A 23574-nucleotide genomic window follows, 5' to 3' on the forward strand; every position below is an offset into this window, starting at 1 on the left:
GATACTCTCTGACGGCTGCTAGGCCTGCTCGACCGCGTGGCCGCCGAACTGGTTGCGAAGCGCCGCGATCATCTTCATCTGCGGCGAGTCCTCCTGACGGGAGGCGAAGCGGGCGAAGAGCGACGCGGTGATCGCGGGGAGCGGGACCGCGTTGTCGATCGCGGCCTCGACGGTCCAGCGGCCCTCGCCCGAGTCCTCCGCGAAGCCGCGCAGCTTCTCCAGGTGCTCGTCGTCGTCCAGCGCGTTGACGGCCAGATCCAGCAGCCAGGAGCGGATGACCGTGCCCTCCTGCCAGCTGCGGAAGACCTCGCGGACGTCGGTGACGGAGTCGATGGCCTCGAGCAGCTCCCACCCCTCGGCGAAGGCCTGCATCATCGCGTACTCGATGCCGTTGTGGACCATCTTCGCGAAGTGGCCCGCGCCGACCTTGCCCGCGTGGACGGCGCCGAACCGGCCCTCCGGCTTGAGCGCGTCGAAGATCGGCTGGACCTGTGCCACGTGCTCGGCCGCGCCGCCGTACATCAGCGCGTAGCCGTTCTCCAGCCCCCAAATGCCGCCGGAGACGCCGCAGTCGACGAAGCCGATGCCCTTGGCGTGGAGCTGCTCGGCGTGCTTCTCGTCGTCGGTCCACCGGGAGTTCCCGCCGTCGACGACGACGTCGCCGGGCGACAGCAGTTCGGCCAGCTCGTCGATGGTGGTCTGGGTGGCGATCCCGGCCGGGACCATGACCCAGACGACCCGTGGTGCCTTGAGCTTGCCCACCAGCTCCTCGAGGCTGTGGACATCGGCGAGGTCCGGGTTGCGGTCGTAGCCGACGACGGTGTGGTCCGCGCGGCGTATCCGCTCGCGCATGTTGCCGCCCATCTTGCCGAGACCGACGAGACCGAGCTCCATCAGTGATCCTTTGTGACGTAGTGCTGGCGTTTCGTACCTGAGTCGAGCCTACGCCCGGCACCCGATGCTCACTTGTGGGCTCCCCGCGCTCATTCCGCCGCATGCGGCGAGCGCATCCCGGCAGGTCGGCGGCTCAGCCGCTCAGTCGCACGGGCATGATCAGGTACTTGTACGCCTCGTCCGCCTCGGCGTCCACGGCCGGCTTGCCGCTCAGCAGCGCGGGCTTGGTGGAGGTGGTGAACGACAGCTGGGCGACCGGGGAGTCGATGGCGCTCAGCCCCTCGAGGAGGAAGCCCGGGTTGAACGCGATCGAGATGTCGTCGCCGTCGAGCTGGGCGTCGACCCTCTCCACAGCCTGTGCATCGTCGCTCGACCCGGCCTCCAGGATCAGCACACCCTGCTCGAAGCTCAGCCGGACCGGAGTGTTCCGCTCGGCGACGAGCGCAACACGCTTGACGGCGTCGACGAACGGCGCGGTCTCGAGCACGGCGACGGAGTTGAACTCGGTCGGGAAGAGCGTGCGGTACTTCGGCAGGTCGCCCTCGAGCAGGCGTGTGGTCGTACGGCGTCCAGCGCCCTCGAAGCCGATCAGGCCCTCGCCCGCGCCGGAGCCGGCCAGCGCGATGCTGACCGTGTCACCGCTGGTCAGGGACTTGGCGGTGTCCAGGAGCGTCTTGGCGGGCACCAGGGCGACCGCGGAGATGTCCGGCGTCTCGGGCTTCCACAGGAACTCGCGGACGGCGAAGCGGTAGCGGTCGGTGGCGGCCAGCGTGACCGTGTCGCCCTCGATCTCGATCCGTACGCCCGTGAGCACCGGCAGTGTGTCGTCGCGGCCCGCGGCGATGGCGACCTGGGCGGCGGCTGCGGCGAAGACCTCACCGGGCACGGTGCCGGTGGCGGTCGGCATCTGCGGCAGCGCCGGGTACTCCTCCACAGGAAGGGTGTGGAGTGTGAATCGGGAGGAACCGCAGACCACGGTCACCCTGACCCCGTCCGTGGAGATCTCCACAGGCCTGTTGGGAAGGGCACGGCAGATGTCGGCGAGGAGCCGGCCGGAGACGAGGACGGTGCCGTCCTCCTCCACATCCGCCTCGACCGAAACGCGCGCCGAGACCTCGTAGTCGAAGCCGGAGAGGCTCAGGCTGCTCTCCTCCGCCTTCAGCAGCAGGCCCGCGAGGACGGGCACCGGCGGACGGGCCGGGAGACTGCGGGCTGCCCAGGCCACCGCCTCCGCGAGTACATCGCGCTCCACCCGGATCTTCACCGTAAGCCGCCTCCTGCTGTTGCTGGCTCGCCCTGCTGGCCTTCTTCGTCGGCATGGGCTTCCCCGCCGCTGACGGCAGGGACCGATGCCGGAGACCAGTCTGACGCACACCGCCGACAGTCGGTGCCCGTCGGGGTCAAGTCGAAGGCCGGGGTGTCGGGCGGTGCGGGGGCGAGTTGTGCACAGGGCCCGTTTCGAGAGGAGTTTCCCGGTAGATCTACGTGGTCGTAGTAGTAGGCCCTGTGGATACCGTGGATAACCGCATCAGCGCAGGTCAGAACAGCTTTTCTGTCCACGGGGCCTGTGGGCGCGGCCGGTGGACAACTCAGTCGTGCTGTGGACGCGGGAAAGTTCTGCACACCCGGTGCACAGGCCCCACCCGGTTCTCCCCAGCGCCATCCCCAGAATTACCCACCTTCTCCCCAGCCCAACCAACCTCGTTGGTGTGACGCGGTTCACTCGCCCCAGTGAGCACAGAGGTTTCGTTGCCGAACAGTGGACAACGGTGTGGAGAAGCTGTGGGCAAGTGCCCGGAGCCTGTGGGCAGGCAGTGGACAACGGAGCCGGACCACTGTGGGCGGCTTGGCCGTCCACAGTCTGTGGAACCCGGTTGGTCACATTTCCACACCCGGCTGACCTCCCGAGACAGCTTCCCGCGCAACGCCCCTGTGGACGCGATCTGGACAACTGGGCAGTCCCCAGGGTGTGGACGGCCGGAGGGGCGCCGAACTGTGGAGAAGGCGCCGACACGAGCCCGAATTCGAACAGCCGGTGGACGCGGTACGACGAGGGGCGCTCCGGGACGCGTCCCCGGAGCGCCCCTCGGACGCGTCCCTCGGCCCTCGCGGGCCTGCCCTCAGCCGTTCTTGATGCGGTTGGTGAGCTCCGTGACCTGGTTGTAGATGGAGCGTCGCTCGGCCATCAGCGCGCGGATCTTGCGGTCCGCGTGCATCACGGTCGTATGGTCGCGGCCGCCGAACTGCGCGCCGATCTTCGGCAGCGACAGGTCTGTCAGCTCGCGGCACAGATACATGGCGATCTGCCGCGCCGTCACCAGCACGCGGCTGCGCGAGGAGCCGCACAAGTCGTCGACGGTCAGCCCGAAGTACTGGGCGGTCTCGGCCATGATGGCGGTCGCGGTGATCTCGGGGGCCGCGTCCTCGCCGCCCGGGATCAGGTCCTTGAGCACGATCTCGGTCAGCCCCAGGTCCACGGGCTGCCGGTTGAGGCTCGCGAAGGCGGTGACCCGGATCAGCGCGCCCTCGAGCTCGCGGATGTTGCGCGAGATGCGGGAGGCGATGAACTCCAGTACCTCCGGCGGGGCGTTGAGCTGCTCCTGGACCGCCTTCTTACGGAGGATCGCGATCCGCGTCTCGAGCTCCGGCGGCTGGACGTCGGTGATCAGGCCCCACTCGAAGCGGTTGCGCAGCCGGTCCTCCAGGGTCACCAGCTGCTTGGGCGGCCGGTCCGAGGACAGCACGATCTGCTTGTTCGCGTTGTGGAGCGTGTTGAAGGTGTGGAAGAACTCCTCCTGCGTCGACTCCTTGCTCGCGAGGAACTGGACGTCGTCGACGAGCAGGATGTCCATGTCGCGGTAGCGCTTGCGGAACGCGTCCGCCTTGCCGTCGCGGATCGAGTTGATGAACTCGTTGGTGAACTCCTCGGAGCTCACATAGCGCACGCGCGTGCCGGGGTAGAGACTGCGCGCGTAGTGCCCGATCGCATGCAGCAGGTGGGTCTTGCCCAGCCCCGACTCCCCGTAGATGAAGAGCGGGTTGTACGCCTTGGCCGGCGCCTCGGCGACCGCGACCGCGGCGGCGTGCGCGAAGCGGTTGGACGCGCCGATGACGAAGGTGTCGAAGAGGTACTTGGGGTTGAGGCGCGCGGTCGGCTCGCCCGGTCCGGTGGCCGGCGCGGGCTGCGCGGCGAGCGGGCCGGGGGCGCCGCTGGGCGGGGGCGGGCCGCCGTGGGCGGGGCCGTTGTGAGTCGGGCCGCCGGCGTGGGGGCGGCCGGGGCCGCCCTGCTCCGGGAGATCGCGGTGCTGACCGTCGTACGGCGGCCGCTCGCCGCCGGGGGCCGGACGGTAGTCGGCCTGTGGCGGCAGGGGGCGCTGCTGGTCGTAGGGCTGCGGCCGGTCCTGCTGCGGCCCGGTGCGCGGGGAGGCGTACGGATCGTGCTCGGGGAAGCCGCCGAGCCGCTGCTGCTGCCAGCCGTAGTCGTCGCGGGGGCCCGGAGCGGGCACGCTCCCGGGGGTGCGGGGCCAGGCGCCGGGCTCAGGGCGGCTCTGCTGGTACTCGGGGTAGGCGGGGCGGGCGGTCGGCACTGCGTCCGCCGGGCGCCCGTAGGCGTCGTACCGGTCGTAGCCGTCGTACGTGTCCCGTTCGCGTTCGCGCTCACGGTCGAGCTCTCGGTCCCGGGTGGGGTCGTGGCGCGGCGGCTCCTCGTAGCGCGGAGGCTGCTGCGGCCCGGGAGCCTGGGGCGCGGGCGGCGCCGTCGGCGCGGTCTCGGCGGCGCTGACGGTGATCGCCAGGCGGATGGGCTGGCCGCACTCCCGGCTCAGCGCGTCACTGATGAGAGGGGAGAGCCGCCCCTCCAGGACGCCCTTGGCGTATTCGTTGGGCACGGCGAGGACTGCGGTGCCGGCGACGAGCACGAGGGGTTGGCAGTCCTTGAGCCAGCGCTGGTCCTTCGCTTCGATGCCCTGGCCCTCCCCGAGGAGCTGCTCGAGGACGCGTGGCCACACTGCGGCAAGATCGGCAGGTAGGTCAGCCACAGGGCACGCTCTCTCACTCACTAGGTGGGGGGTGGCGCCGGAAGGTCCCACGAATGTGTGGTTCTCGGGACGGGCGGGAAGGAATCGGAGTTCAGCCACGGTAGTCAGGGCGACGCGCGTGGTTCAAGTCGTTGTCCACAGGGTGTGCACAAATGTGCCATGGTGCATGGGCGGGCCCTAGGCCGGGAGGGTGAACCGGGGCGGCGTGTCCCCAGCCGCCGCTGGTTTGACCGGATGGCGCAGCCGCGCGTACCGTAACCAGGTCGAGTTGTCGATGGCTGCTGCCGCCTGCCTCCGATGGGCATGGATCACGATTCGTGATCAAGAAGCGGTGCACTCGGGCGTATTGCGAGCTACTCGTGGGCGCACGGTGACAGCCAGGCGATGTCCCGCCACCACACGATTCATTTCTGGAGCCCCCGAGTGAGCAAGCGCACCTTCCAGCCGAACAACCGTCGCCGCGCGAAGACCCACGGCTTCCGGCTGCGTATGCGCACCCGTGCCGGCCGCGCGATCGTCGCCGCCCGCCGTGGCAAGGGTCGCACGCGTCTTTCGGCCTGAGCAGCCTGACCTCAAGGTCCATGCAGTGCTGCCTACCGAGAATCGGCTGAGGCGGCGCGAGGACTTTGCGGCCGCGGTACGCCGAGGACGCAGGGCCGGGCGCCCTCTCCTCGTCGTCCACCTCCGAAGCGCCCCCTCCACCGAACCGAGGGGTACGGACCCGCATGCGTCTGGGGAGAACGCTCCTCCGGCACGTGCGGGTTTCGTCGTGAGCAAGGCCGTCGGCGGCGCGGTCGTCCGCAACCTGGTGAAGCGGCGGCTGCGGCACCTCATGCGAGATCGGCTGTGCTTGCTGCCCGCAGGTAGCCTGGTTGTCGTACGGGCGCTGCCCGGTGCCGGCGAAGCGGACCACGACGAGCTGGCTCGCGACCTCGACGCCGCGCTGCAGCGGCTCCTCGGTGGGGCCACCCATGGCAAAGCCCAGGGGAGGGTGCAGCGATGAAGTACCCGCTGCTGTGGTTGATCAAGCTGTACCAGTGGACCATCAGCCCGCTCCTCGGGCCGGTCTGCAAGTACTACCCGTCGTGCTCGCACTACGGCTACCAGGCCATTGACGTGCACGGCGCGGTGAAAGGGACGGCCTTGACCGCCTGGCGCATCCTGCGCTGCAACCCGTGGTCGCTCGGTGGCGTCGACCACGTACCTCCCCGGAAGCATCCGGTCTGGCACCAACGGCTGCGGAGCCGGTGGAGCACCCGCTCCGCCGAAGCGCCGGCGGGACAGCCCGAGACTCAGCCCAACGCCCAAGGAGCCTGATTCGTGGACACGATCCTCGGTCCTCTCTATACCGCAGTTTCCTGGATCATCGTCCAGTTCCACTCGCTGTACAGCCTCGTCTTCGACAAGGACAGCGGTTGGGCCTGGGGTCTGTCCATCGTCTCCCTGGTGGTGCTGATCCGTATCTGCCTGATCCCGCTCTTCGTGAAGCAGATCAAGGCGACGCGGAACATGCAGGCGCTCCAGCCGAAGATGAAGGCGATCCAGGAGCGCTACAAGAACGACAAGCAGCGCCAGTCCGAGGAGATGATGAAGCTCTATCGGGAGACGGGTACCAACCCGCTCTCGAGCTGCCTCCCGATTCTGGCTCAGTCGCCCTTCTTCATCGCGCTCTACCAGGTGCTGAACAAGATCGCCGGTCGCCACGAGGTCGGCGTCATGGACCAGCAGCTGGTGGACAGCGCGCGGGGCGCCCACATCTTCGGTGCCCCGATCGCCTCGAAGTTCCTGGACAGTGCCGACAAAGTCGAGTCGCTGGGCGCCACCCTGACGGACGTCCGTGTCGTCACGGTCATCATGATCGTCCTGATGTCGGCGTCGCAGTTCTACACGCAGCGCCAGCTGATGACCAAGAACGTCGACCTCACGGTGAAGACGCCGTTCATGCAGCAGCAGAAGATGCTGATGTACGTCTTCCCCATCATGTTCGCCGTCTTCGGCATCAACTTCCCGGTCGGTGTCCTCGTCTACTGGCTGACCACCAACGTGTGGACCATGGGCCAGCAGATGTACGTCATCCACCGGAACCCGACCCCGGGCAGCGTGGCCTTCAAGGAGCGCCAGGAGCGGCTGCGCGCCAAGGGCAAGCTGAAGGAGGAGCCGGAGCAGGTCGAGGCCAGGAAGGCCGTCGAGGCCGCCCGGGCGGCCCGGCATCAGCCGAAGCGCCAGAGCAAGGCCAAGCGCCAGGCGGGCGGTGCTCAGACGGCCAAGAGCACGGCCTCGTCCTCGAGCCCGGACCAGAAGCCGTCGCTGGAGAAGCAGGATCAGCCGCAGGACGCCGCTGCCAAGCCGAAGTCGGCCGGTGGTTCCGCCCATACCAAGTCCGGACAGCGCAAGGGCCAGCAGCGGCCCAAGCACCCGTCCAAGAAGTAAGGAGGCCATCCAGTGACGGAAGGCACGACCTCTGCCACCGAGGGTGGCGACACCCTCACCCGCCTCGAGCAGGAGGGGGAGATCGCGGCCGACTACCTCGAGGGGCTGCTGGATATCGCGGACCTCGACGGCGACATCGACATGGATGTCGAGGCCGACCGAGCCTCGGTCTCGATCATCAGCGAGGACTCGACCAGCCGGGATCTCCAGAAACTGGTGGGCCGCGACGGCGAGGTGCTGGAGGCGCTCCAGGAGCTGACCCGGCTCGCGGTGCACCGGGAGACCGGCGACCGCAGCCGTCTGATGCTGGACATCGCGGGCTTCCGGGCCCGTAAGCGCGAGGAGCTCAGTGAGCTGGGGGCCAAGGCGGCGGAGGAGGCGAAGGGCAGCGGTGAGCCGGTGAAGCTGAAGCCCATGTCGCCGTTCGAGCGCAAGGTCGTCCATGACGCGGTGGCGGCGGCGGGGCTGCGCAGCGAGTCCGAGGGCGAGGAGCCCCAGCGCTGCGTCGTCGTACTCCCTGCCTGACCGGATCCCGGTCCCGCAGTGTTCGCGGCCCCGTCTGTTCGCAGGCGGGGCCGTACTTTGTCAGCCTGACAGTCAGCATGCACGAGAGCGTGTACGGAAGGACGGGTCCCCGTGACGGAGGCAGCGGAACTCCCCCCGGCGCCGGATGCGGCAGAGGTGATTTTCGGCGAGCGCTTCCCTGAGGCTGTCCGGTACGCCGAGCTGCTCGCCGATGTCGGCGTCAGGCGAGGGCTGATCGGGCCGCGTGAGGTGCCGAGGCTCTGGGAACGGCACTTGCTGAACTGCGCGGTGCTGTCGGAAGCGGTGCCGGAAGGCGTCACGGTGTGCGATGTGGGCTCGGGGGCCGGCCTGCCCGGCATCCCGCTCGCCCTTGTCCGTCCGGATCTGCGGATCACGCTTCTCGAACCGCTGCTGCGGCGGACCACCTTCCTCGAGGAAGTCGTCGAGCTGCTGGGCCTGGAGCACGTCAGCGTGGTGCGAGGCCGGGCCGAAGAGGTGCTGGGGACGCTCCCGCCGGTGCACGTGGTGACCGCACGCGCTGTGGCTCCGCTGGACCGGCTGGCGGGCTGGGGCGTTCCGCTGCTGCGTCCTTACGGCGAGATGCTGGCGCTCAAGGGCGATACAGCCAAGGAGGAGCTCAAGGGTGCGCGTGCCGCACTCAGCAAGCTCGGTGTTGTTGAGTCGTCAATTCTCCACGTTGGCGAGGGCCTGGTGGACCCGCCGTCAACTGTCGTACGGGTCGAGGTCGGTGAGAGCCCTGGCGGCGTGAGGTTCGCAGCCAAGAGGGCCAAGGCTGCTCGTGCCGGGCGGTCCAGGCGACGCCGCTAGTCATTGCAATGCTCCATACAAGCTGCCAAAACTACCCAGACCGGAGTGTCGCGACGATCTAGGACGCCCGTCCATGCATCGTGTTTCACGTGAAACGTCGCTCACTGCTCCAGGGAATCATCAGCCGTGGTCGCGCGGCTGCCGCGAATCGCGACCGCACCGCGCCGTCTCGGAATGCGGACTCCGCACCGTCGGAAGCTGCTGTCGACGCGGATTCATCCACAGGAGAACGGGCCTCGCTGGTTCACGACCCCGAAAGCATGGCAGGCTCTGTTCATTGCGAGCCTGAAGTCGAGGAGAGTGAATCCTTGCGGTCCGACGCCAACATCGCGGGACCGATGACCGATCCGGTCCCCGGTCCCCGTACCGAATCGGCAGGGGACGGTGTTTCACGTGAAACACCACCTCCGATGGACGACACCCCCATCGGTCGCGCCGCCCAGCTTGCGGTCGAGGCGCTTGGCCGAGCGGGCGAAGGGCTGCCACGGCCCGAGCAGACGCGCGTGATGGTGGTCGCCAACCAGAAGGGCGGAGTGGGCAAGACTACGACTACGGTCAACCTTGCCGCCTCGCTCGCCCTGCACGGAGCACGGGTGCTGGTGATCGATCTCGACCCGCAGGGGAACGCCTCTACGGCTCTGGGTATCGATCACCATTCCGAGGTGCCCTCGATCTACGACGTCCTCGTCGAGAGCAAGCCGCTCTCGGAGGTCGTCCAGCCGGTCCCGGATGTGGAGGGGCTGTTCTGTGCTCCGGCCACGATCGACCTGGCCGGTGCAGAGATCGAGCTGGTCTCCCTCGTGGCGCGGGAGAGCCGGCTGCAGCGGGCGATCCAGGGGTACGAGCAGCCCTTGGACTACATCCTGATCGACTGTCCACCGTCGTTGGGGCTCCTCACGGTGAACGCCCTGGTGGCCGGAGCCGAGGTGCTGATCCCGATCCAGTGCGAGTACTACGCGCTGGAAGGGCTGGGTCAGTTGCTTCGAAACGTCGACCTGGTGCGGGGCCATTTGAACCCCCAGCTGCACGTCTCGACGATCCTCCTCACCATGTACGACGGCAGGACCCGGCTCGCTTCGCAGGTGGCGGAAGAGGTGCGCAGCCACTTCGGCAATGAGGTGCTGCGGACGAGCATCCCGCGGTCGGTGAGAATCTCGGAGGCGCCGAGCTACGGACAGACGGTGCTCACGTACGATCCGGGCTCCAGTGGCTCGCTCTCGTACCTCGAAGCAGCTCGCGAGATCGCGCTGCGTGGGGTCGGTGTGCAGTACGACCCGCAGGTCCCGCATCTGGCGGTCCAGAACGCTCAGCAGGAACAGCACAGCATGTCGGAGGGGATGCAGTGAGTGAACGACGTAGAGGACTGGGCAGGGGGCTCGGCGCGCTGATCCCCGCGGCTCCGCAGGGCTCGGGCAACGGCACGGTCCCGGCAGTGGGCGTGGGGACCACCTCACCGGCCGCGGTACCGACCATCGCGCCGGACCGCGGGGTGGCGGCGGCCAAGGTCGCCACGCTGCCGGCGAGTGGGGTTTCACGTGAAACGGAGGCGCCTTCCCCGGAGGAGTCGGTTGCGGCTCTGGTGGAGGAGCAGCCGGGTGGAGCCCACTTCGCCGAGTTGCCTCTCGACTCCATTACGCCGAACCCCCGGCAGCCGCGTGAGGTCTTCGACGAGGACGCGCTGGCGGAGCTCGTCACCTCCATCGAGGAGGTCGGCCTCCTCCAGCCGGTCGTCGTACGGCAGCTGGCCCCGGAGCGCTACGAGCTGATCATGGGCGAGCGCCGGTGGCGGGCCTGCCGTGAGGCCGGCCTCGAGCGGATCCCCGCGATCGTCCGGGCAACGGACGACGACAAGCTCCTGCTCGACGCGCTGCTGGAGAACCTGCACCGGGCGCAGCTGAACCCGCTGGAGGAAGCCGCAGCCTACGACCAGCTCCTCAAGGACTTCAACTGCACCCACGATCAGCTGGCGGACCGCATCGGGCGCTCCCGCCCCCAGGTCTCCAACACGCTGCGGCTGCTCAAACTGTCCCCATCCGTGCAGCGGCGGGTCGCTGCAGGGGTGCTCTCGGCAGGACACGCTCGTGCTCTGCTGTCGGTGGAGGATTCCGAGGAGCAGGACCGGCTCGCGCATCGGATCGTGGCCGAGGGGCTGTCGGTTCGAGCGGTCGAGGAAATCGTGACGCTGATGGGGCCCAAGCCCAGCAGCTCCCCGAAGCCCAAGGGTCCGCGGGCCGGTACCCGCGTGTCCCCTGCGCTCACCGACCTCGCATCACGGCTGTCGGACCGCTTCGAGACCCGGGTGAAGGTGGACCTGGGACAGAAGAAGGGAAAGATCGTCGTCGAGTTCGCTTCGATAGAGGATCTGGAGCGGATCCTGGGATCGCTCGCTCCCGGCGAGGGCCGGGTGCTGGAGCAGAGTCTTTCGGAGGAGGCTGCGGAGGCCGCGGAGGCTGCCGAGGCCAGAGAGGCGTAAGGGAACGGCGAGTACTGATTCCCCTGGTTCCTCGTGAGTCGAGGGCGGGCCATCGTGCCGATCGTGACGGCCGGGACTCTCTCGGGTCCCCGTCACCGGGACACGGCCCGCCCTTTGCTTTATCGCGGTATCAGTGCAATCGCGACGTGGATACGATGCGTTCGGGTATGGCGCATCCACGTGGAGACACCTCATTTGGAGGAGCGGGCCATGCGATCGGTGAGCCGCGCAGGACTGTTGGCCGCAGGATTGAGCCTAGGGGCAGTCGGCGGGTTCGTCGGCAGTCTCATCAGGGAGCGCGGAGCGCTGGCAGCCGCCCGAGGGGCGGCAGGCGATGGAAGTGAGGAACAGGCTGCATGGGGCGTCGGCTCGTACCGCTCACACTGGACAACCTTCCGGACATTCCCAAGCGCTGCCGGTCGTGCGTCTTCTGGGAGCTCGATCCGGTCAGCGGCGAAGCCGCAGTAAAGGCGGGCCGTCCGGAGCTGGAGAAGGAAGCCTGGATCTCGGCGGTGCTTCTCGAGTGGGGATCCTGCGGCCGCGTCGTTTACGTCGACGAGGTGCCGGTGGGGTTCGTCCTGTACGCCCCACCCGCCTACGTGCCGCGGTCCACGGCCTTTCCCACCAGCCCGGTGTCACCAGACGCGGTGCAGCTGATGACGGGCTGGATCATGCCGGGTTACCAGGGGCAGGGTCTCGGCCGCGTCATCGTGCAGACGGTTGCCAAGGATCTTCTTCGCCGGGGATTCAAGGCGATCGAGGCCTTCGGTGATGCCCGGTGGAAGGAGCCCGCGTGCGTGCTCCCCGCTGAGCATCTGCTGGCCGTGGGATTCAAGACCGTACGTCCGCACCACCGGTTCCCCAGGCTGCGGCTTGAACTGCGGACCACGATCTCCTGGAAGGAGGACGTGGAGCTGGCGCTGGACCGGTTGCTCGGTGCGGTCCAGAAGGAGCCCGCTCTCCGGCCTCTATAGCCTCCCGGATGCGTACTGCAGAAACGCGAACAGGCCCGCCCCTCCAGGGGCGGGCCTGTTTCACGTGAAACGTGGAACCGTCAGCCGATGAAGTCCTCGAGGTCGCGGAGGATCGCGGCCTTCGGCTTGGCGCCGACGATGGTCTTGGCCACCTCGCCGTGCTGGTAGACGTTCAGCGTCGGGATGGACATGACGCCGTACTTGGCCGCCGTCCCCGGGTTCTCGTCGATGTTGAGCTTGACGATCTCGATCTTGTCGCCGTGCTCGGCGGCGATGGCCTCCAGGGAGGGAGCGATCTGGCGGCACGGGCCGCACCAGGCTGCCCAGAAGTCGACGAGGACGGGCTTGTCGCTCTTGAGGACATCCTCATCGAAGGTTGCGTCGGTCACGTTCTTGAGGGCGCCGGCCATGGCGATCTCCTAATTCGTTGATGCGTGAGGGAAGGTAAGTATCAGAGGGCCGCTGCGGCCTTTTCCGGCTCGGCGGGCCGGGTGTCGCTGAGAGCCGCCAGGTACCGCTCGGCGTCCAGAGCGGCGGCACAGCCGGTGCCGGCAGCGGTGACGGCCTGGCGGTAGGTGTGGTCCACGACGTCGCCTGCGGCGAAGACCCCGATGAGGTTGGTCCGGGTCGAGGGAGCGTCGACCTTGAGGTAGCCCTCGGCGTCGAGGTCCAGCTGGCCCTTGAACAGCTCGGTGCGCGGGTCGTGTCCGACGGCGATGAACAGGCCGGTGACGGGGAGCTCTGACAGCTCGCCCGTCTTGGTGTTCCGCAGGGTCAGACCGGAGAGCTTCTGGTCGCCGTGGATCTCGGCGACCTCGCTGTCCCAGGCGAAGGAGATCTTCGGGTCGGCGAAGGCGCGCTCCTGCATCGCCTTCGAGGCACGCAGGGCGTCCCGGCGATGCACGACGGTGACGGACTTGGCGAAGCGGGAGAGGAAGGTTGCCTCCTCCATCGCGGTGTCGCCACCACCCACCACAGCGATGTCCTGGTCCTTGAAGAAGAAGCCGTCGCAGGTGGCGCACCAGGAGACACCGCGGCCGGAGAGCTCGTCCTCGCGGGGCAGGCCCAGCTTGCGGTGCTGCGAGCCCGTGGTCACGATCACGGCCTTGGCACGGTGGACCGTGCCGGCAGAGTCGGTGACGGTCTTGATCTCGCCCGTGAGGTCCACGGCGACGACGTCATCCGCGATGAGCTCGGCTCCGAAGCGCTCGGACTGGCCCCGCATGTTGTCCATCAGGTCCGGACCCATGATGCCGTCGCGGAAGCCGGGGAAGTTCTCCACATCGGTGGTGTTCATCAGTGCACCGCCAGCGGTGACGGCACCCTCGAATACGAGAGGCTTCAGGGAGGCGCGCGCGGTGTACAGCGCCGCGGTGTAACCCGCCGGCCCGGAGCCGATGATGATCACGTTACGGACGTCGCTCACGGGTGTCTTCCTCGTCTCTGCCGACTGCTGGGTGGTCCTCGCGGGACTCTCATCCCACCCAACGGATCCTACGGGGCCGGCATTCCCGGAGCCCTCCCGTGCACGCCGCGTCGCTCAACCGCGCTTGTACACGTCCTTCAACAGCACATCGCCGGGACTCTGCGGCGAGGTCCCCGTACAGGCGGAGTCGACGACATAGACATCGACTCGAGCGGGATCGGAGACCCGTGGGAGCACGACGAGGTAGGCGGCAGTGCCCTCATACGAGATCTGGTCGGCCGCGATCGGGGCGTCGGTGCGCCCGATCCCCGCGCGCACGCACGAGGGCACGGTGGCGCCGCTCCCCCGCATGGTGGTGTTGGGGCTGGACTGGGAACCCACTTCGCCGTCAGGAGCCGAGGGGCCGCGCGTGGTGTCCGCGTCGTCGAGCAGGCGCTGCACCCGCGGCGCGAGCCCACTGGCCGCCAGCTCGGCATCCTCCTTCGTGTCGGCCCTGTCCGCCATGGTGGAGCCCCTCGAGGAGTCGGACGGGGAATCGATGGCCTCGACGATCACGCCTCCGAGCCCGATGGCCGCGAGCGCGCATGCCGTACCGAAGACCGCCGTGCGCCAGCTACGCCTGCTGCGAGTTCGGCGGCCGGGGCCGGTGGACGCGCTTGGGCGTCCTTCAGGGCGATCCGCGGACCGCGGTGTACGCGACCCGGCCGTGGTTTCACGTGAAACGAGCGTGGCCGCGTCTGTCTCGCCGACGGGTTCCGCTGCGGCCTCGGTTTCACGTGAAACAGTGACGGGCGCCGTCGAGTCCAGAAGGGCCTCTGCGGCGAGAGCGGCATCGATGCGTCCTGCGATATCCGCAGGCATCCGCGTAGGGCCGGGCAGGGTGCCGAGCAGTCCGCGGATCTTGTCGAGAGAAGCCCGGACATCCGTGCACAGCTCGCAGGCCGCCAGATGGTCGCGTACCTCGGTTGTGCGGTCCGGTGGCAGGAGGCCCTCTGTCAGCGCGGAAATCTCCGCGACATCCGGATGCTGGTCCGTGCCGGTCGAGGATGTCACGCTCGCCCACCTCCGCCCTTCACGGCATCTGTGCCCCTCGGTCCTGCCGCTGGGACGGATGTCCCCTGCGTCCGGTTCCTTCCCCCGCCCGTGTCCGGACTATCCCCGCCATCGCTGCGTAGATGCTCGACCAGCGGGAGCAGTCTCGCCCGGCCCCGAGCGCAGCGGCTCTTCACCGTCCCTGTGGGGACGTCGAGGACGTCGGCGGCCTCGGCAACGGGATATCCCTGCATGTCGACCAGGACGAGGGCCGCGCGCTGCTCTGCCGGGAGGGTGGCGAGCGCCTTCAGTAGTTCGCGGTGCAGATCGTGGCGCTCAGCCGGCGCGGCGGCGGACTCGTGGGGTTCCAGGAGCTGCTCGAGGCGTTCTGTCTCGGCGACCGGGGAGGTGCGGCGGGAGGCGGCCTTACGAGCTCGGTCGAGGCAGGCGTTGACGGTGATCCGGTGCAGCCAGGTCGTCACGGCCGACTGGCCGCGGAAGGAGTGGGCGGCGCGGTAGGCCGAGACGAGTGCGTCCTGGACGGCGTCGGCGGCCTCCTCCCGGTCGCCGAGGGTGCGCAGGGCGACGGCCCACAGGCGGTCACGATGGCGCCGGACTATCTCGCCGAAGGCCTCCGGGTCCCCCGCTACGTGGCGGGCGAGGAGCTCCTGGTCGCTTGCGGCGCCGCGTATGGCGTCCTCCAACGTCGGGCCCTCCCCTTCGCCTGTGCTGTCGCCGGTCAGCCCGTGATCTTGATCTCCGAGATCCCGCCACGGAACCCGTTGGCCGATCCGTCCGAGGGGAGCTCGGTGACGTGGATCAGTACGTATCGTGTCCGCACGGACTTGTCGAGGGCGACCTTCAGAGTCCCTCCGCTGTTCTCCGGCTTCGTGAGCCGCTGAGAGAAGTCGCCGAGCGACGACGGCGCCGCCGTGGAGGCGTCCGCAGCAAGCACCTCGACCTTCTGGCCGGGGCGGTACATGTGGATCTCGAGGCCGGACACGTCCTTGACGTCGCCCAGGTCGACGATGAGACCGCTGCCCTGCTGCCGCTGCGAGAGGTTGCCGAAGTTCGCGTAGCCCTCGTACCGAGGCGTCACCCAGGCCGTGCCCGTGTCACCGTCCACGGCGTTGCCGACCTTCTCCGCCGCCACCGGGGATGCCAGCGGCGAGAACTCGTCCGCGTCCTCGATCTGGAGCGGCCTCCCGAGATCCTTCTTCTTCCCGGCGTCGCCGCCTCCGGACGGCTGTGAGTCGCCCGAGTCGTCGGTCCTGCTCTCGCGGTCCATCAGGGTGTCTGCCAGCTGCCAGCTGCCGAGCCCCAGCGCCGCGATGAGCAGAGCGGCGACGGTCCACTTGAGCACCTGCCCGGTGCGGCTCTGGAAGGGCGACGGTGGCACCGGAGCGGGGCGGGAGGGGGAAGCCGGGCCCGGGCGGCTCGCGGGCTGCCTGTAGGCGCCTTGCTGGTACGCCGTGGGCTGGTACGCGGGCGTGGCGAAGGACGGCTCCGGCGGGCGGATGCGCGGCAGCGTCGCGACCGCCTTGGCCAGCTCCTCCGGGGTGGTGCAGGGCTGCTCCTGACGAGACGGAGTGGCGCCCTCGTTCACCAGGGCGCGCATCGCGAGGTCCGCGAGGCCCCGGTGGACGCCCGCCCGCACCTGGTCGGGCCGGATCAGCCCGACGCCCTTGGGCAGGCCGGACAGACCGTATGCGTTCCCCTCGTAGGGCCAGCGCTGCGTCAGCGCGGCGTACAGCAGTGCGCCGATCGCCTCGGTGTCGGTGCGCTGGGGCTGATCGGCGCTGATGCCGCGGAGCGCGGCCATCACCGCGAGGCCGCGGATGCGGTACTGACCGGACTCGGTGCGCAGAACGGAGCTGGGGGTCAGACGCAGGTGCGCGAGTCCCTCACGGTGTGCGGCGGACATCGCCTGGGACACCTGGCTGACGAGCTGATACGCCTCGTGCGCCTCGAGCGGTCCTGAGGCGAGCACGGTGGCGAGCTCGGTCGCGTCCGGAAGCCACTCGTGGACGACGTAGACCAGGTCGTTCTCCTCGACCGCGTCGAGGACCTGAACGAAGCGGGGGTCGCCGAGGAGCGCGGCGGAACGGGCCGCGGCGAGGACCGGTCGGGCCCGCGGGTGGTCGGCGGGCAGGACATGGACTCCTACGGCGCGCCGGAGCTTCTCGTCGACGGCGCGCCAGCTGCTGAATCCGTCCAGACGGGTGACGCACTCCTCGAGGCGATAGCGTCTGGCGAGTTTGTGGCCACTATGGAGTTCCGGGGGTTCCACGTCGGGCACAGGGCCTTTGGCGCTCGCGGCGCCCTCGGCCTCGCTCGTGCTCCGAGTCGTGCCGGTGTCCGCGGTCTCCGCGTCCGTCCCCGGCGTTTCCTGGGCGTCCGCCCCGTCGGCCGTGGCCTTGTCCGCCTGGGCGGTCAGCGGCTCTTCGCCGCTGGTGTCTGCCACGTCGACGGCAGCTGTGCTCCGTTCCGCCACCGTCGTTCCTGCCTCCCCATCCGTTGCACGCTCTCGCACCACAGCAAAGACAATTGTGCCCACAGTCCGCCGCTATGCACGACACACGGTGGCGGCTGATGGTTGTGCTCGGTCAGCGACCCAGGCGGCCCCGGACCATACCGACCATGGCGGTCAGCTCCTCGATGCGCATGCGCCTGGCCGCAGCGTAGAAGACACCGAGGAGAACGATCCCGCCGCCGACCAGCGCGACCAGGGAGCCCACGGCGCCGCTCCCGAGGGCCTGGGTGACGCCATAGGCCGCCCCTCCGGCGGCCAGTGCGGCCGGCACGCTGGCGCCCGTCAGGCGGGCGTACGTGCGCAGGACGTGGGAGCCGTCCAGATCGCCGCCCAGCCGCACGCGCAGCCTCTTCCAGGCGACGCCCACACCGATCGCGTACGCGAGTCCGTAGGAGGCGGCCATGCCCACGACGGCCCAGCGGGAGGGGAGAAGGACGAAGCAGAGACCGGAGGCGGCGGCGTTGACGGCCGCGACGATCACGGTGTTGTAGAACGGCGTTCTCGTGTCCTCGTAGGCGTAGAAGCCACGCAGCACGACGTACTGCACCGAGTACGGGATCAGGCCGAGACCGAAGGCCATCAGCACGTAGCCGATGTTGCGGGCGCCCTCCTCGCCGGAGCCCGCGTACAGCAGGGTCGTCATCGGGACGGCGAGGGCGAGGAACGCGAAGGCGCACGGCACGATCGCGACCGCCGAGGTCCTCAGGCCGTAGGAGATGTCGTCACGGACCGCCGAGGCGTCCTCGTCGTGCGCCGCGCGCGAAATGCGTGGCAGCACCGCGGTCATCACGGAGACGGTGATGATGGCCTGCGGCATCTGCCACAGAAGCAGCGCGTAGTTGTAGGCGGTGATGCCGGTGCCGGTGTAGCCCTCGCCCTCCGCGACCGAGCCGGCCCAGGTGGCGAGCTGGAGCACGACGACCATGCCGAGCTGGTTGGCGAGGACGAAGAGGAAGGTCCACTTGGCGAGGCTCAGCGCCTTTCCGAGGCCGTGGCCGCGCCAGTCGAAGCGCGGACGGATGCGGAAGCCCGCGTCCCGCAGGTAGGGGATCATCGCCAGGGCCTGGACGGTGAGGCCGAGCAGCGTGCCGATGCCCAGCAGCCGGATGCCCTCGGGGGTGACCGTGGCCGCGCTGACACCGGTCGACGTGAAGCCGCCGAAGGCCCAGATGAAGGCGCCGAACGTGGCAATCACGACGATGTTGTTCAGGACGGGGGTCCACATCATCGCCCCGAAGCGGCCCCGCGCGTTGAGGATCTGGCCGAGCACCACGTGCACGCCCATGAAGAACATGGTGGGCAGGCAGTAGCGGGCGAAGGCGACCGCCACCTCCATGTGGGCCGGGTCGGAGGCGAACTTCGTCGACAGCATGCGGATGAGGACCGGGGCGGCCAGCACGCAGACGGTGGTGACACCGGCCAGCAGGACCACGACCAGGGTCAGTAGACGGTTGGCGTAGGCCTCGCCACCGTCGTCGTCGTCCTTCATGGCCCGCACCAGCTGCGGGATGAAGACCGCGTTGAGAGCTCCGCCGCCGACCAGGATGTAGATCATCGTCGGCAGGGTGTTGGCGACCTGGTACGTGTCGTTGAGCGTCCCCACGCCGATCGCCGCCGCCATGACGAGGGTGCGCAGGAATCCGGTGATGCGCGAGACGATCGTGCCGGCGGCCATGAGCGCGCTGGACTTCAGGATGCTGCCGGCCCGGCCGCCCGAGCGCTTGGGGGCCGGTGTGGGAGTCGGCTTCCGGGGCTCCGGCGGCTTCGGCGCCTGAGGCACCGCCTCGGTGAGCGGCTCGGCCGGTGGCGTCGGCGCGGGCGGAGTCTGAGGGGTCCGTGGCGCCTCGTACGGCTGCTGCTGGTCGCGGAAGAGATGCGCGAAGGCGTCCTGCTGTGCGGGTCTCTGGTCCCCTGCCGGTCCGACGAGGCCGTCCACGCCCACGTACTGCGTCGTCGCGGCGTCGTCGCCATAGGGCAGGTGGCGCGATGGGCCCTCCGGCTCAGGGGGCGGGGTCGGCGCCCACAGTCGCGGATCCGGGGCGTGCGGCGGCGCCGGGGGCTGCCCGTAGAGGGGCCGGGGGCCCGGATACGCCCTAGGGGGCGGCGGAGGGTGCGCAGAGCGGTCGTAGAGCGCCTCGGTGACCGGGTCCTGCGCCGCGGGGTCCTGGGCGCTGTACGGGTCGTAGGCGTAGGCGTCCTGGACGTACGGATCCGCAGGAGGGGACGGCGGTGTGTGGCCCGCCGGGTCACCACCCGGGCTCTGGCCACGGTCACCGTCGTACGGCGCGTTCATCGCTACCCCACCTCATCGTCCGCGGCCGGCCGGCCCCGACTTCGCTTAACGGTCCACTTTCTCACCCTTACCGGATGCGTCGCCGCTTTCCGGTCCGGTGTCCGGTGTCACGTCACCCTGCTGCCCGGAACCGGCTTCCGGCTCCTGCGGCTCCGGACCTTCCGGCGCCGGATCCTCTGTCGCGGGGTCTTCCGGTGCAGTATCCGGGGAATCCGCGCCGTCCACGGCCTCGCGGGCGGTGGCCCGCTTGCGCTGCGTGTACATCCGGATGCCGGCGAGAACGAGGAGCAGGACGCCGCCGGCGATGACGAGCATCACGGTGGATGTGATTTCGGTGACCTTCACCCGGAATGTCATCGAGTCGCCGTAGGGAGTGCCGTCGTCCGTGTAGAGCTGGGCGGTCACCCACACCGTGCCGTTCGCATTGGCCGTGGTGTCGAACTTCACCGACTGGCTGTGCCCGCCCTCGACCTTGATCGCCTGCTGCTCGTCGACCTCGAGCCGGTTCGGCTGGCCGGAGGTGAGCACCAGTTTCATGCCCTCGATCCCCTGGACCAGGTTGTTCTGCACGGTCACCGGGATCGTCGCGCTGCGCCCGGACAGGGTCTGCGTCGACTTCTGGACGAGCTGAATGCTCTGGCTGAGGTCGGTGAGGTAGCCCTTTACGGAGCTCCGGTAGTCGGCGGCGCCCCGGGCGTCGCCGCGCCAGGAGGTGGACATCCCACGCATGATCGCATTGCCGACAGGCGTCACCACACGGTCCGGCTGGGAGAGGATCACCTGGAAGCGGTCGAGCGAGTTCTGCGTCCGCTGGACCTCAATGAAGCCTTCCGTCGGCAGCTCCTGCTTGCGCAGTGAGCCGGGGTAGGAGCCGGTGTCCGGCACCCGGGTGGTGGCGGCCTGATCAGGCTTCGCCTTGGCCGCGTCGCCCAGGTCCAGCGCCTCGGTCCAGCGCTCGCCGTCGAGCCCGGCCATCGCCTCGGCCATTGTCCGCGCCTGGCTCGCGGTGGGAATGCGCTGCGGGGCGATCACGATGCTCCGCCGCTTCTCGGGCGCCTGCATGGTGACCATGAGCGTCTGGGCGAGGAACTCCTGCACGGCGAGCGTCGAGCCCTCCGCACTCGACAGATCGCCCTGGAAGGCCGTGGAGAGGCGGGCATCCGCCACCACCGCCGTATTGCCACGGCCGATCGGACGGGCCGCTGTGGGGCTGTAGGGGAGGCCTCCGGTCTCGCGGAGACTGTCGCTTCGGGTGATCACGTTGTGCGCACCTGCGGAGGTGGCGACGTCGACCACCGAGGAGTCGATGGCGCCGTTCACAGGCCAGGCGAAGTCGGTACGGGGCTTGGTGCCCAGGATCGTTTCCACGGTCCTGGAGGCAAGGTCGGTGGCGGACTTGAGGTGGCCGAGCGCGCCGGACACGTCCTTCCCGCGATGGGCGAGGGAGGCGAGGTCGGGATCGGCGAAGGGCAGCGACACGATCTCACGGCCGTCCACCGCGTCCTGGAGGTCCATGAGCCACTGCTTGGCGACGGTCTGGTTCCTGCCCGCGGTGGTCGTGCCGTCGGACTTCATGACCTTGTAGTTCTTCGTCATGGCCTCGACCGTCGCCAGCAGGTCCGGGTCGACCACCCAGGTCACCGGCAGGTCCTTGCCGAGCGCGACCATCTGTTGCAGGCGCCCACCGGGCGCGAGTTCGGAGGCGAGGGAGTCGTCGCGGAAGATCCGCGTCTGCTCTTGATCCGAGTCCGTCCGCGCGGTGAGGTGGGCGGAGGAGATCAGCGGCCAGAGGAAGCTGACCTGCGTCTTCCGGTCGGCCGCCGAGGGCTGCCAGGGCAGGAAGGTCCGCTCGATGCCGAGCACCTGCTCGTACTGCCTGCTCTGGGTCTGCCCCGAGAGCGCGACACCGAGCTGATAGATCCCGTCGCTGCCGAGGTCCAGGTCCTCCACGGGGATGCTCAGGCTGAAGTTCCGTGTCGAGCCGGCCAGCAGCTTGTCGACGTCGACGGTGTGCTTGCCGCCGACCTCCTGCCCGTCGGCGCCGTGGGCGAACCCAGTGCGCTTGGCGGCGCTGTCGATCGCGCTGCGGCTGTTGAGGGTGGGGCCGAGCCGCAGTCCGAGATGGGCGTCGGTGATCGTGGAGCGGCCGTTGTTCGTGACGGTTCCCGTGAGCGTGACCGTGTCGTCATCGGTCGGGGCGGTCGGCGTGAGCGAGTTGATCGATACGTCCACGGTGCGCGAGCCGGTGCCGTTCGGCTCGGCGTCCGCCGGAGGCGCGGCAGGGATCTGCAGCAGCCCGGCGAGCAGCGGCACTCCCACCAGGACGGCGGCGGTGCGCCGCAGCCACCAGCGGGCAGGAGCGGATCGCGTTCGCTGGAACTGTGCCGCCTCGGCCACGCGCTTGCCCGTCCCTCGTCGTCGTCAGTGGTGGTCGTCGGTTGTGCGTCCACGCATGGTAACGAGACCCGCTGGGGCGAAGTGCTGGGGAGTGCTCCACATGATCGGATCGGAGCCACGGCGTACGGGAATCGAGGACGCTCCCGGCTGCTGGGCCACGTACCCTGTTCTGTTGTGCCGAACGCCAACCATGACAGCCGTACCCCGCAGGCCTCGCAGACCACCCAGCCGGTCAGCGCGCTCAGTCAGGCGCAGCGCCGGGCCGTGAGCGAACTGCTGCGAGTGTCCCCCGTCGCCGACGACCTCGCCCGCCGCTTCCGGGAGGCAGGTCACACACTTGCCCTGGTCGGCGGTTCCGTACGGGACGCGCTGCTCGGCAGGCTCGGCAACGACCTCGACTTCACGACGGATGCCCGGCCCGAGGACGTACTGAAGATCGTGCGGCCGTGGGCTGACAGTGTGTGGGAGGTCGGCATCGCCTTCGGCACCGTCGGCTGCATGCGGCGGACCCGGAGCGGTGGCGAGGTCCGGGAGTACCAGGTCGAGGTGACGACCTACCGGTCCGAGGCGTACGACCGGTCGTCGCGGAAGCCCGAGGTGTCCTACGGCGACTCGATCGAGGAGGACCTTGTCCGCCGGGACTTCACGGTCAACGCGATGGCGGTCGCGCTGCCGGAGAAGGAGTTCATCGACCCGCACGGCGGCCTGGAGGACCTCGCGTCCCGCGTGCTGCGGACCCCGGGAGCCCCGGAGGACTCGTTCTCGGACGACCCGCTGCGGATGATGCGTGCCGCGCGGTTCGCCGCGCAGCTGGATTTCGAGGTCGCGCCCGAGGTCGTCAGGGCGATGACGGCGATGGCGGACCGTATCCAGATCGTCTCCGCGGAGCGGGTGCGTGATGAGTTCAACAAGCTCATCGTTTCCCCTCACCCCCGCAAGGGCCTGAAGCTGCTGGTCGGCACCGGGCTGGCGGACTACTTCCTGCCGGAGCTCCCGGCTCTGCGGCTGGAGCGTGACGAGCACCACCGCCATAAGGACGTCTATGAGCACTCGCTGACAGTGCTGGATCAGGCCATCGGCCTCGAGGAGGGCGAGCCGGACCTGGTGCTGCGGCTGGCCGCGCTGCTCCATGACATCGGCAAGCCGAAGACGCGGCGCTTCGAGAGCGACGGCCGGGTCTCCTTCCACCATCACGAGGTGGTCGGCGCGAAGATGACCAAGTCCCGGATGGCCAAGCTGAAGTACCCCAACGACGTCGTGAAGGACGTCTCGCGGCTTGTGGAGCTGCATCTGCGCTTCCATGGCTACGGGACGGGCGAGTGGACCGACGCCGCAGTGCGCCGGTACGTACGGGATGCGGGACCGCTGCTGGACCGGCTGCACAAGCTGACCCGCTCGGACTGCACCACGCGGAACAAGCGGAAGGCGGCGGCGCTGTCGCGGGCCTACGACGGTCTCGAGGAGCGGATCGCGCGGCTGAAGGAGCAGGAGGAGCTGGAGGCGATCCGGCCGGACCTCGACGGCAACGAGATCATGGAGATCCTCGGCGTGAAGCCCGGACCGGTGGTCGGCAAGGCGTACAAGCATCTGCTGGAGCTGCGGCTGGAGCACGGACCGATGCAGCGGGATGACGCTGTAGCGGCGCTCAAGGAATGGTGGGCCGCGCAGATCTGAGGCCGGGCGCCGCCTCGGGGGTCCATGTTTCACGTGAAACAAGGGTCCGCCTCAGAGC

Annotated in this window: 20 protein-coding genes; 10 read left to right on the forward strand and 10 right to left on the reverse strand. The window is 69.1% G+C overall.

Features of this window, described 5'->3' with window-relative positions; translation table 11 throughout:
• Positions 1-18 precede the first annotated feature (18 nt).
• From gnd to dnaA, 3 genes are all read right to left on the reverse strand, one after another.
• The gene (gene gnd / locus ACTWP8_RS26950; protein ID WP_443316145.1) at positions 19-894 is read right to left on the reverse strand and encodes a phosphogluconate dehydrogenase (NAD(+)-dependent, decarboxylating); all 876 of its coding nucleotides are present in this window, start codon (positions 892-894) and stop codon (positions 19-21) included.
• Between the two features lie 133 nt (positions 895-1027).
• The gene (dnaN, locus tag ACTWP8_RS26955; protein ID WP_443316144.1) at positions 1028-2158 is read right to left on the reverse strand and encodes a DNA polymerase III subunit beta; all 1131 of its coding nucleotides are present in this window, start codon (positions 2156-2158) and stop codon (positions 1028-1030) included.
• Between the two features lie 856 nt (positions 2159-3014).
• Entirely contained in the window at positions 3015-4931 is a 1917-nt protein-coding gene (gene dnaA / locus ACTWP8_RS26960) for a chromosomal replication initiator protein DnaA (protein ID WP_443324700.1), read from the reverse strand.
• A gap of 423 nt (positions 4932-5354) precedes the next feature.
• Between dnaA and rpmH the strand changes: the two genes are divergently transcribed.
• The 9 genes from rpmH to ACTWP8_RS27005 all read left to right on the forward strand — a co-directional run bounded on the left by rpmH (position 5355) and on the right by ACTWP8_RS27005 (position 12161).
• On the forward strand, positions 5355-5492 hold the full coding sequence (gene rpmH, locus ACTWP8_RS26965) for a 50S ribosomal protein L34 (RefSeq protein ID WP_443324701.1): 138 nt from the start codon (positions 5355-5357) through the stop codon (positions 5490-5492).
• 25 nt (positions 5493-5517) lie between these two features.
• Positions 5518-5934: a ribonuclease P protein component gene (gene rnpA, locus ACTWP8_RS26970; RefSeq protein WP_443324702.1), complete on the forward strand. Its 417-nt coding sequence runs from the start codon at positions 5518-5520 to the stop codon at positions 5932-5934.
• On the forward strand, positions 5931-6248 hold the full coding sequence (gene yidD, locus ACTWP8_RS26975) for a membrane protein insertion efficiency factor YidD (RefSeq protein ID WP_443316140.1): 318 nt from the start codon (positions 5931-5933) through the stop codon (positions 6246-6248). Before rnpA ends, yidD begins: the two co-directional genes overlap by 4 nt.
• A 3-nt stretch (positions 6249-6251) precedes the next feature.
• Positions 6252-7361 carry a membrane protein insertase YidC gene (yidC, locus tag ACTWP8_RS26980; protein ID WP_443324703.1) on the forward strand — a complete coding sequence of 370 codons (1110 nt, stop codon included), beginning with the start codon at positions 6252-6254 and terminating at the stop codon, positions 7359-7361.
• 12 nt (positions 7362-7373) lie between these two features.
• Positions 7374-7886: a Jag family protein gene (locus ACTWP8_RS26985; RefSeq protein ID WP_443324704.1), complete on the forward strand. Its 513-nt coding sequence runs from the start codon at positions 7374-7376 to the stop codon at positions 7884-7886.
• 111 nt (positions 7887-7997) lie between these two features.
• A complete protein-coding gene (rsmG, locus tag ACTWP8_RS26990) occupies positions 7998-8714 on the forward strand; it encodes a 16S rRNA (guanine(527)-N(7))-methyltransferase RsmG (RefSeq protein WP_443324705.1) in 717 nt (238 codons plus the stop codon).
• Positions 8715-8974: 260 nt separating this feature from the next.
• Positions 8975-10060: a ParA family protein gene (locus ACTWP8_RS26995; RefSeq protein WP_443324706.1), complete on the forward strand. Its 1086-nt coding sequence runs from the start codon at positions 8975-8977 to the stop codon at positions 10058-10060.
• Positions 10057-11187 carry a ParB/RepB/Spo0J family partition protein gene (locus ACTWP8_RS27000; protein WP_443324707.1) on the forward strand — a complete coding sequence of 377 codons (1131 nt, stop codon included), beginning with the start codon at positions 10057-10059 and terminating at the stop codon, positions 11185-11187. Before ACTWP8_RS26995 ends, ACTWP8_RS27000 begins: the two co-directional genes overlap by 4 nt.
• Positions 11188-11543: 356 nt before the next feature.
• Complete coding sequence (locus tag ACTWP8_RS27005; protein WP_443316136.1) at positions 11544-12161, forward strand: GNAT family N-acetyltransferase; 618 nt, start codon at positions 11544-11546, stop codon at positions 12159-12161.
• 80 nt (positions 12162-12241) lie between these two features.
• Here ACTWP8_RS27005 and trxA read toward each other — a convergent pair whose 3' ends face one another.
• The 7 genes from trxA to ACTWP8_RS27040 all read right to left on the reverse strand — a co-directional run bounded on the left by trxA (position 12242) and on the right by ACTWP8_RS27040 (position 21842).
• The gene (trxA, locus tag ACTWP8_RS27010; RefSeq protein WP_443316135.1) at positions 12242-12571 is read right to left on the reverse strand and encodes a thioredoxin; all 330 of its coding nucleotides are present in this window, start codon (positions 12569-12571) and stop codon (positions 12242-12244) included.
• A gap of 41 nt (positions 12572-12612) precedes the next feature.
• Positions 12613-13587: a thioredoxin-disulfide reductase gene (trxB, locus tag ACTWP8_RS27015; RefSeq protein ID WP_443324708.1), complete on the reverse strand. Its 975-nt coding sequence runs from the start codon at positions 13585-13587 to the stop codon at positions 12613-12615.
• Between the two features lie 114 nt (positions 13588-13701).
• On the reverse strand, positions 13702-14640 hold the full coding sequence (locus ACTWP8_RS27020) for a hypothetical protein (protein WP_443324709.1): 939 nt from the start codon (positions 14638-14640) through the stop codon (positions 13702-13704).
• The gene (gene sigM, locus ACTWP8_RS27025; RefSeq protein WP_443324710.1) at positions 14637-15323 is read right to left on the reverse strand and encodes an RNA polymerase sigma factor SigM; all 687 of its coding nucleotides are present in this window, start codon (positions 15321-15323) and stop codon (positions 14637-14639) included. Before sigM ends, ACTWP8_RS27020 begins: the two co-directional genes overlap by 4 nt.
• Positions 15324-15358: 35 nt before the next feature.
• Positions 15359-17113: a serine/threonine protein kinase gene (locus ACTWP8_RS27030; protein WP_443324711.1), complete on the reverse strand. Its 1755-nt coding sequence runs from the start codon at positions 17111-17113 to the stop codon at positions 15359-15361.
• A 112-nt stretch (positions 17114-17225) separates the two neighbouring features.
• Positions 17226-19445: a murein biosynthesis integral membrane protein MurJ gene (gene murJ, locus ACTWP8_RS27035; RefSeq protein ID WP_443324712.1), complete on the reverse strand. Its 2220-nt coding sequence runs from the start codon at positions 19443-19445 to the stop codon at positions 17226-17228.
• Positions 19446-19490: 45 nt separating this feature from the next.
• Complete coding sequence (locus tag ACTWP8_RS27040; protein ID WP_443324713.1) at positions 19491-21842, reverse strand: DUF6049 family protein; 2352 nt, start codon at positions 21840-21842, stop codon at positions 19491-19493.
• Positions 21843-22016: 174 nt separating this feature from the next.
• Here ACTWP8_RS27040 and ACTWP8_RS27045 point away from each other — a divergent pair, with 174 nt between their 5' ends.
• Positions 22017-23516 (forward strand): CCA tRNA nucleotidyltransferase, encoded by a 1500-nt coding sequence (locus ACTWP8_RS27045; protein WP_443324714.1) that lies wholly within the window; start codon positions 22017-22019, stop codon positions 23514-23516.
• Positions 23517-23574 lie beyond the last annotated feature (58 nt).

It is taken from the genome of Streptomyces sp. 7N604, assembly GCF_052245475.1.
In the GTDB taxonomy this organism is placed as follows: Bacteria; Actinomycetota; Actinomycetes; order Streptomycetales; family Streptomycetaceae; genus Streptomyces.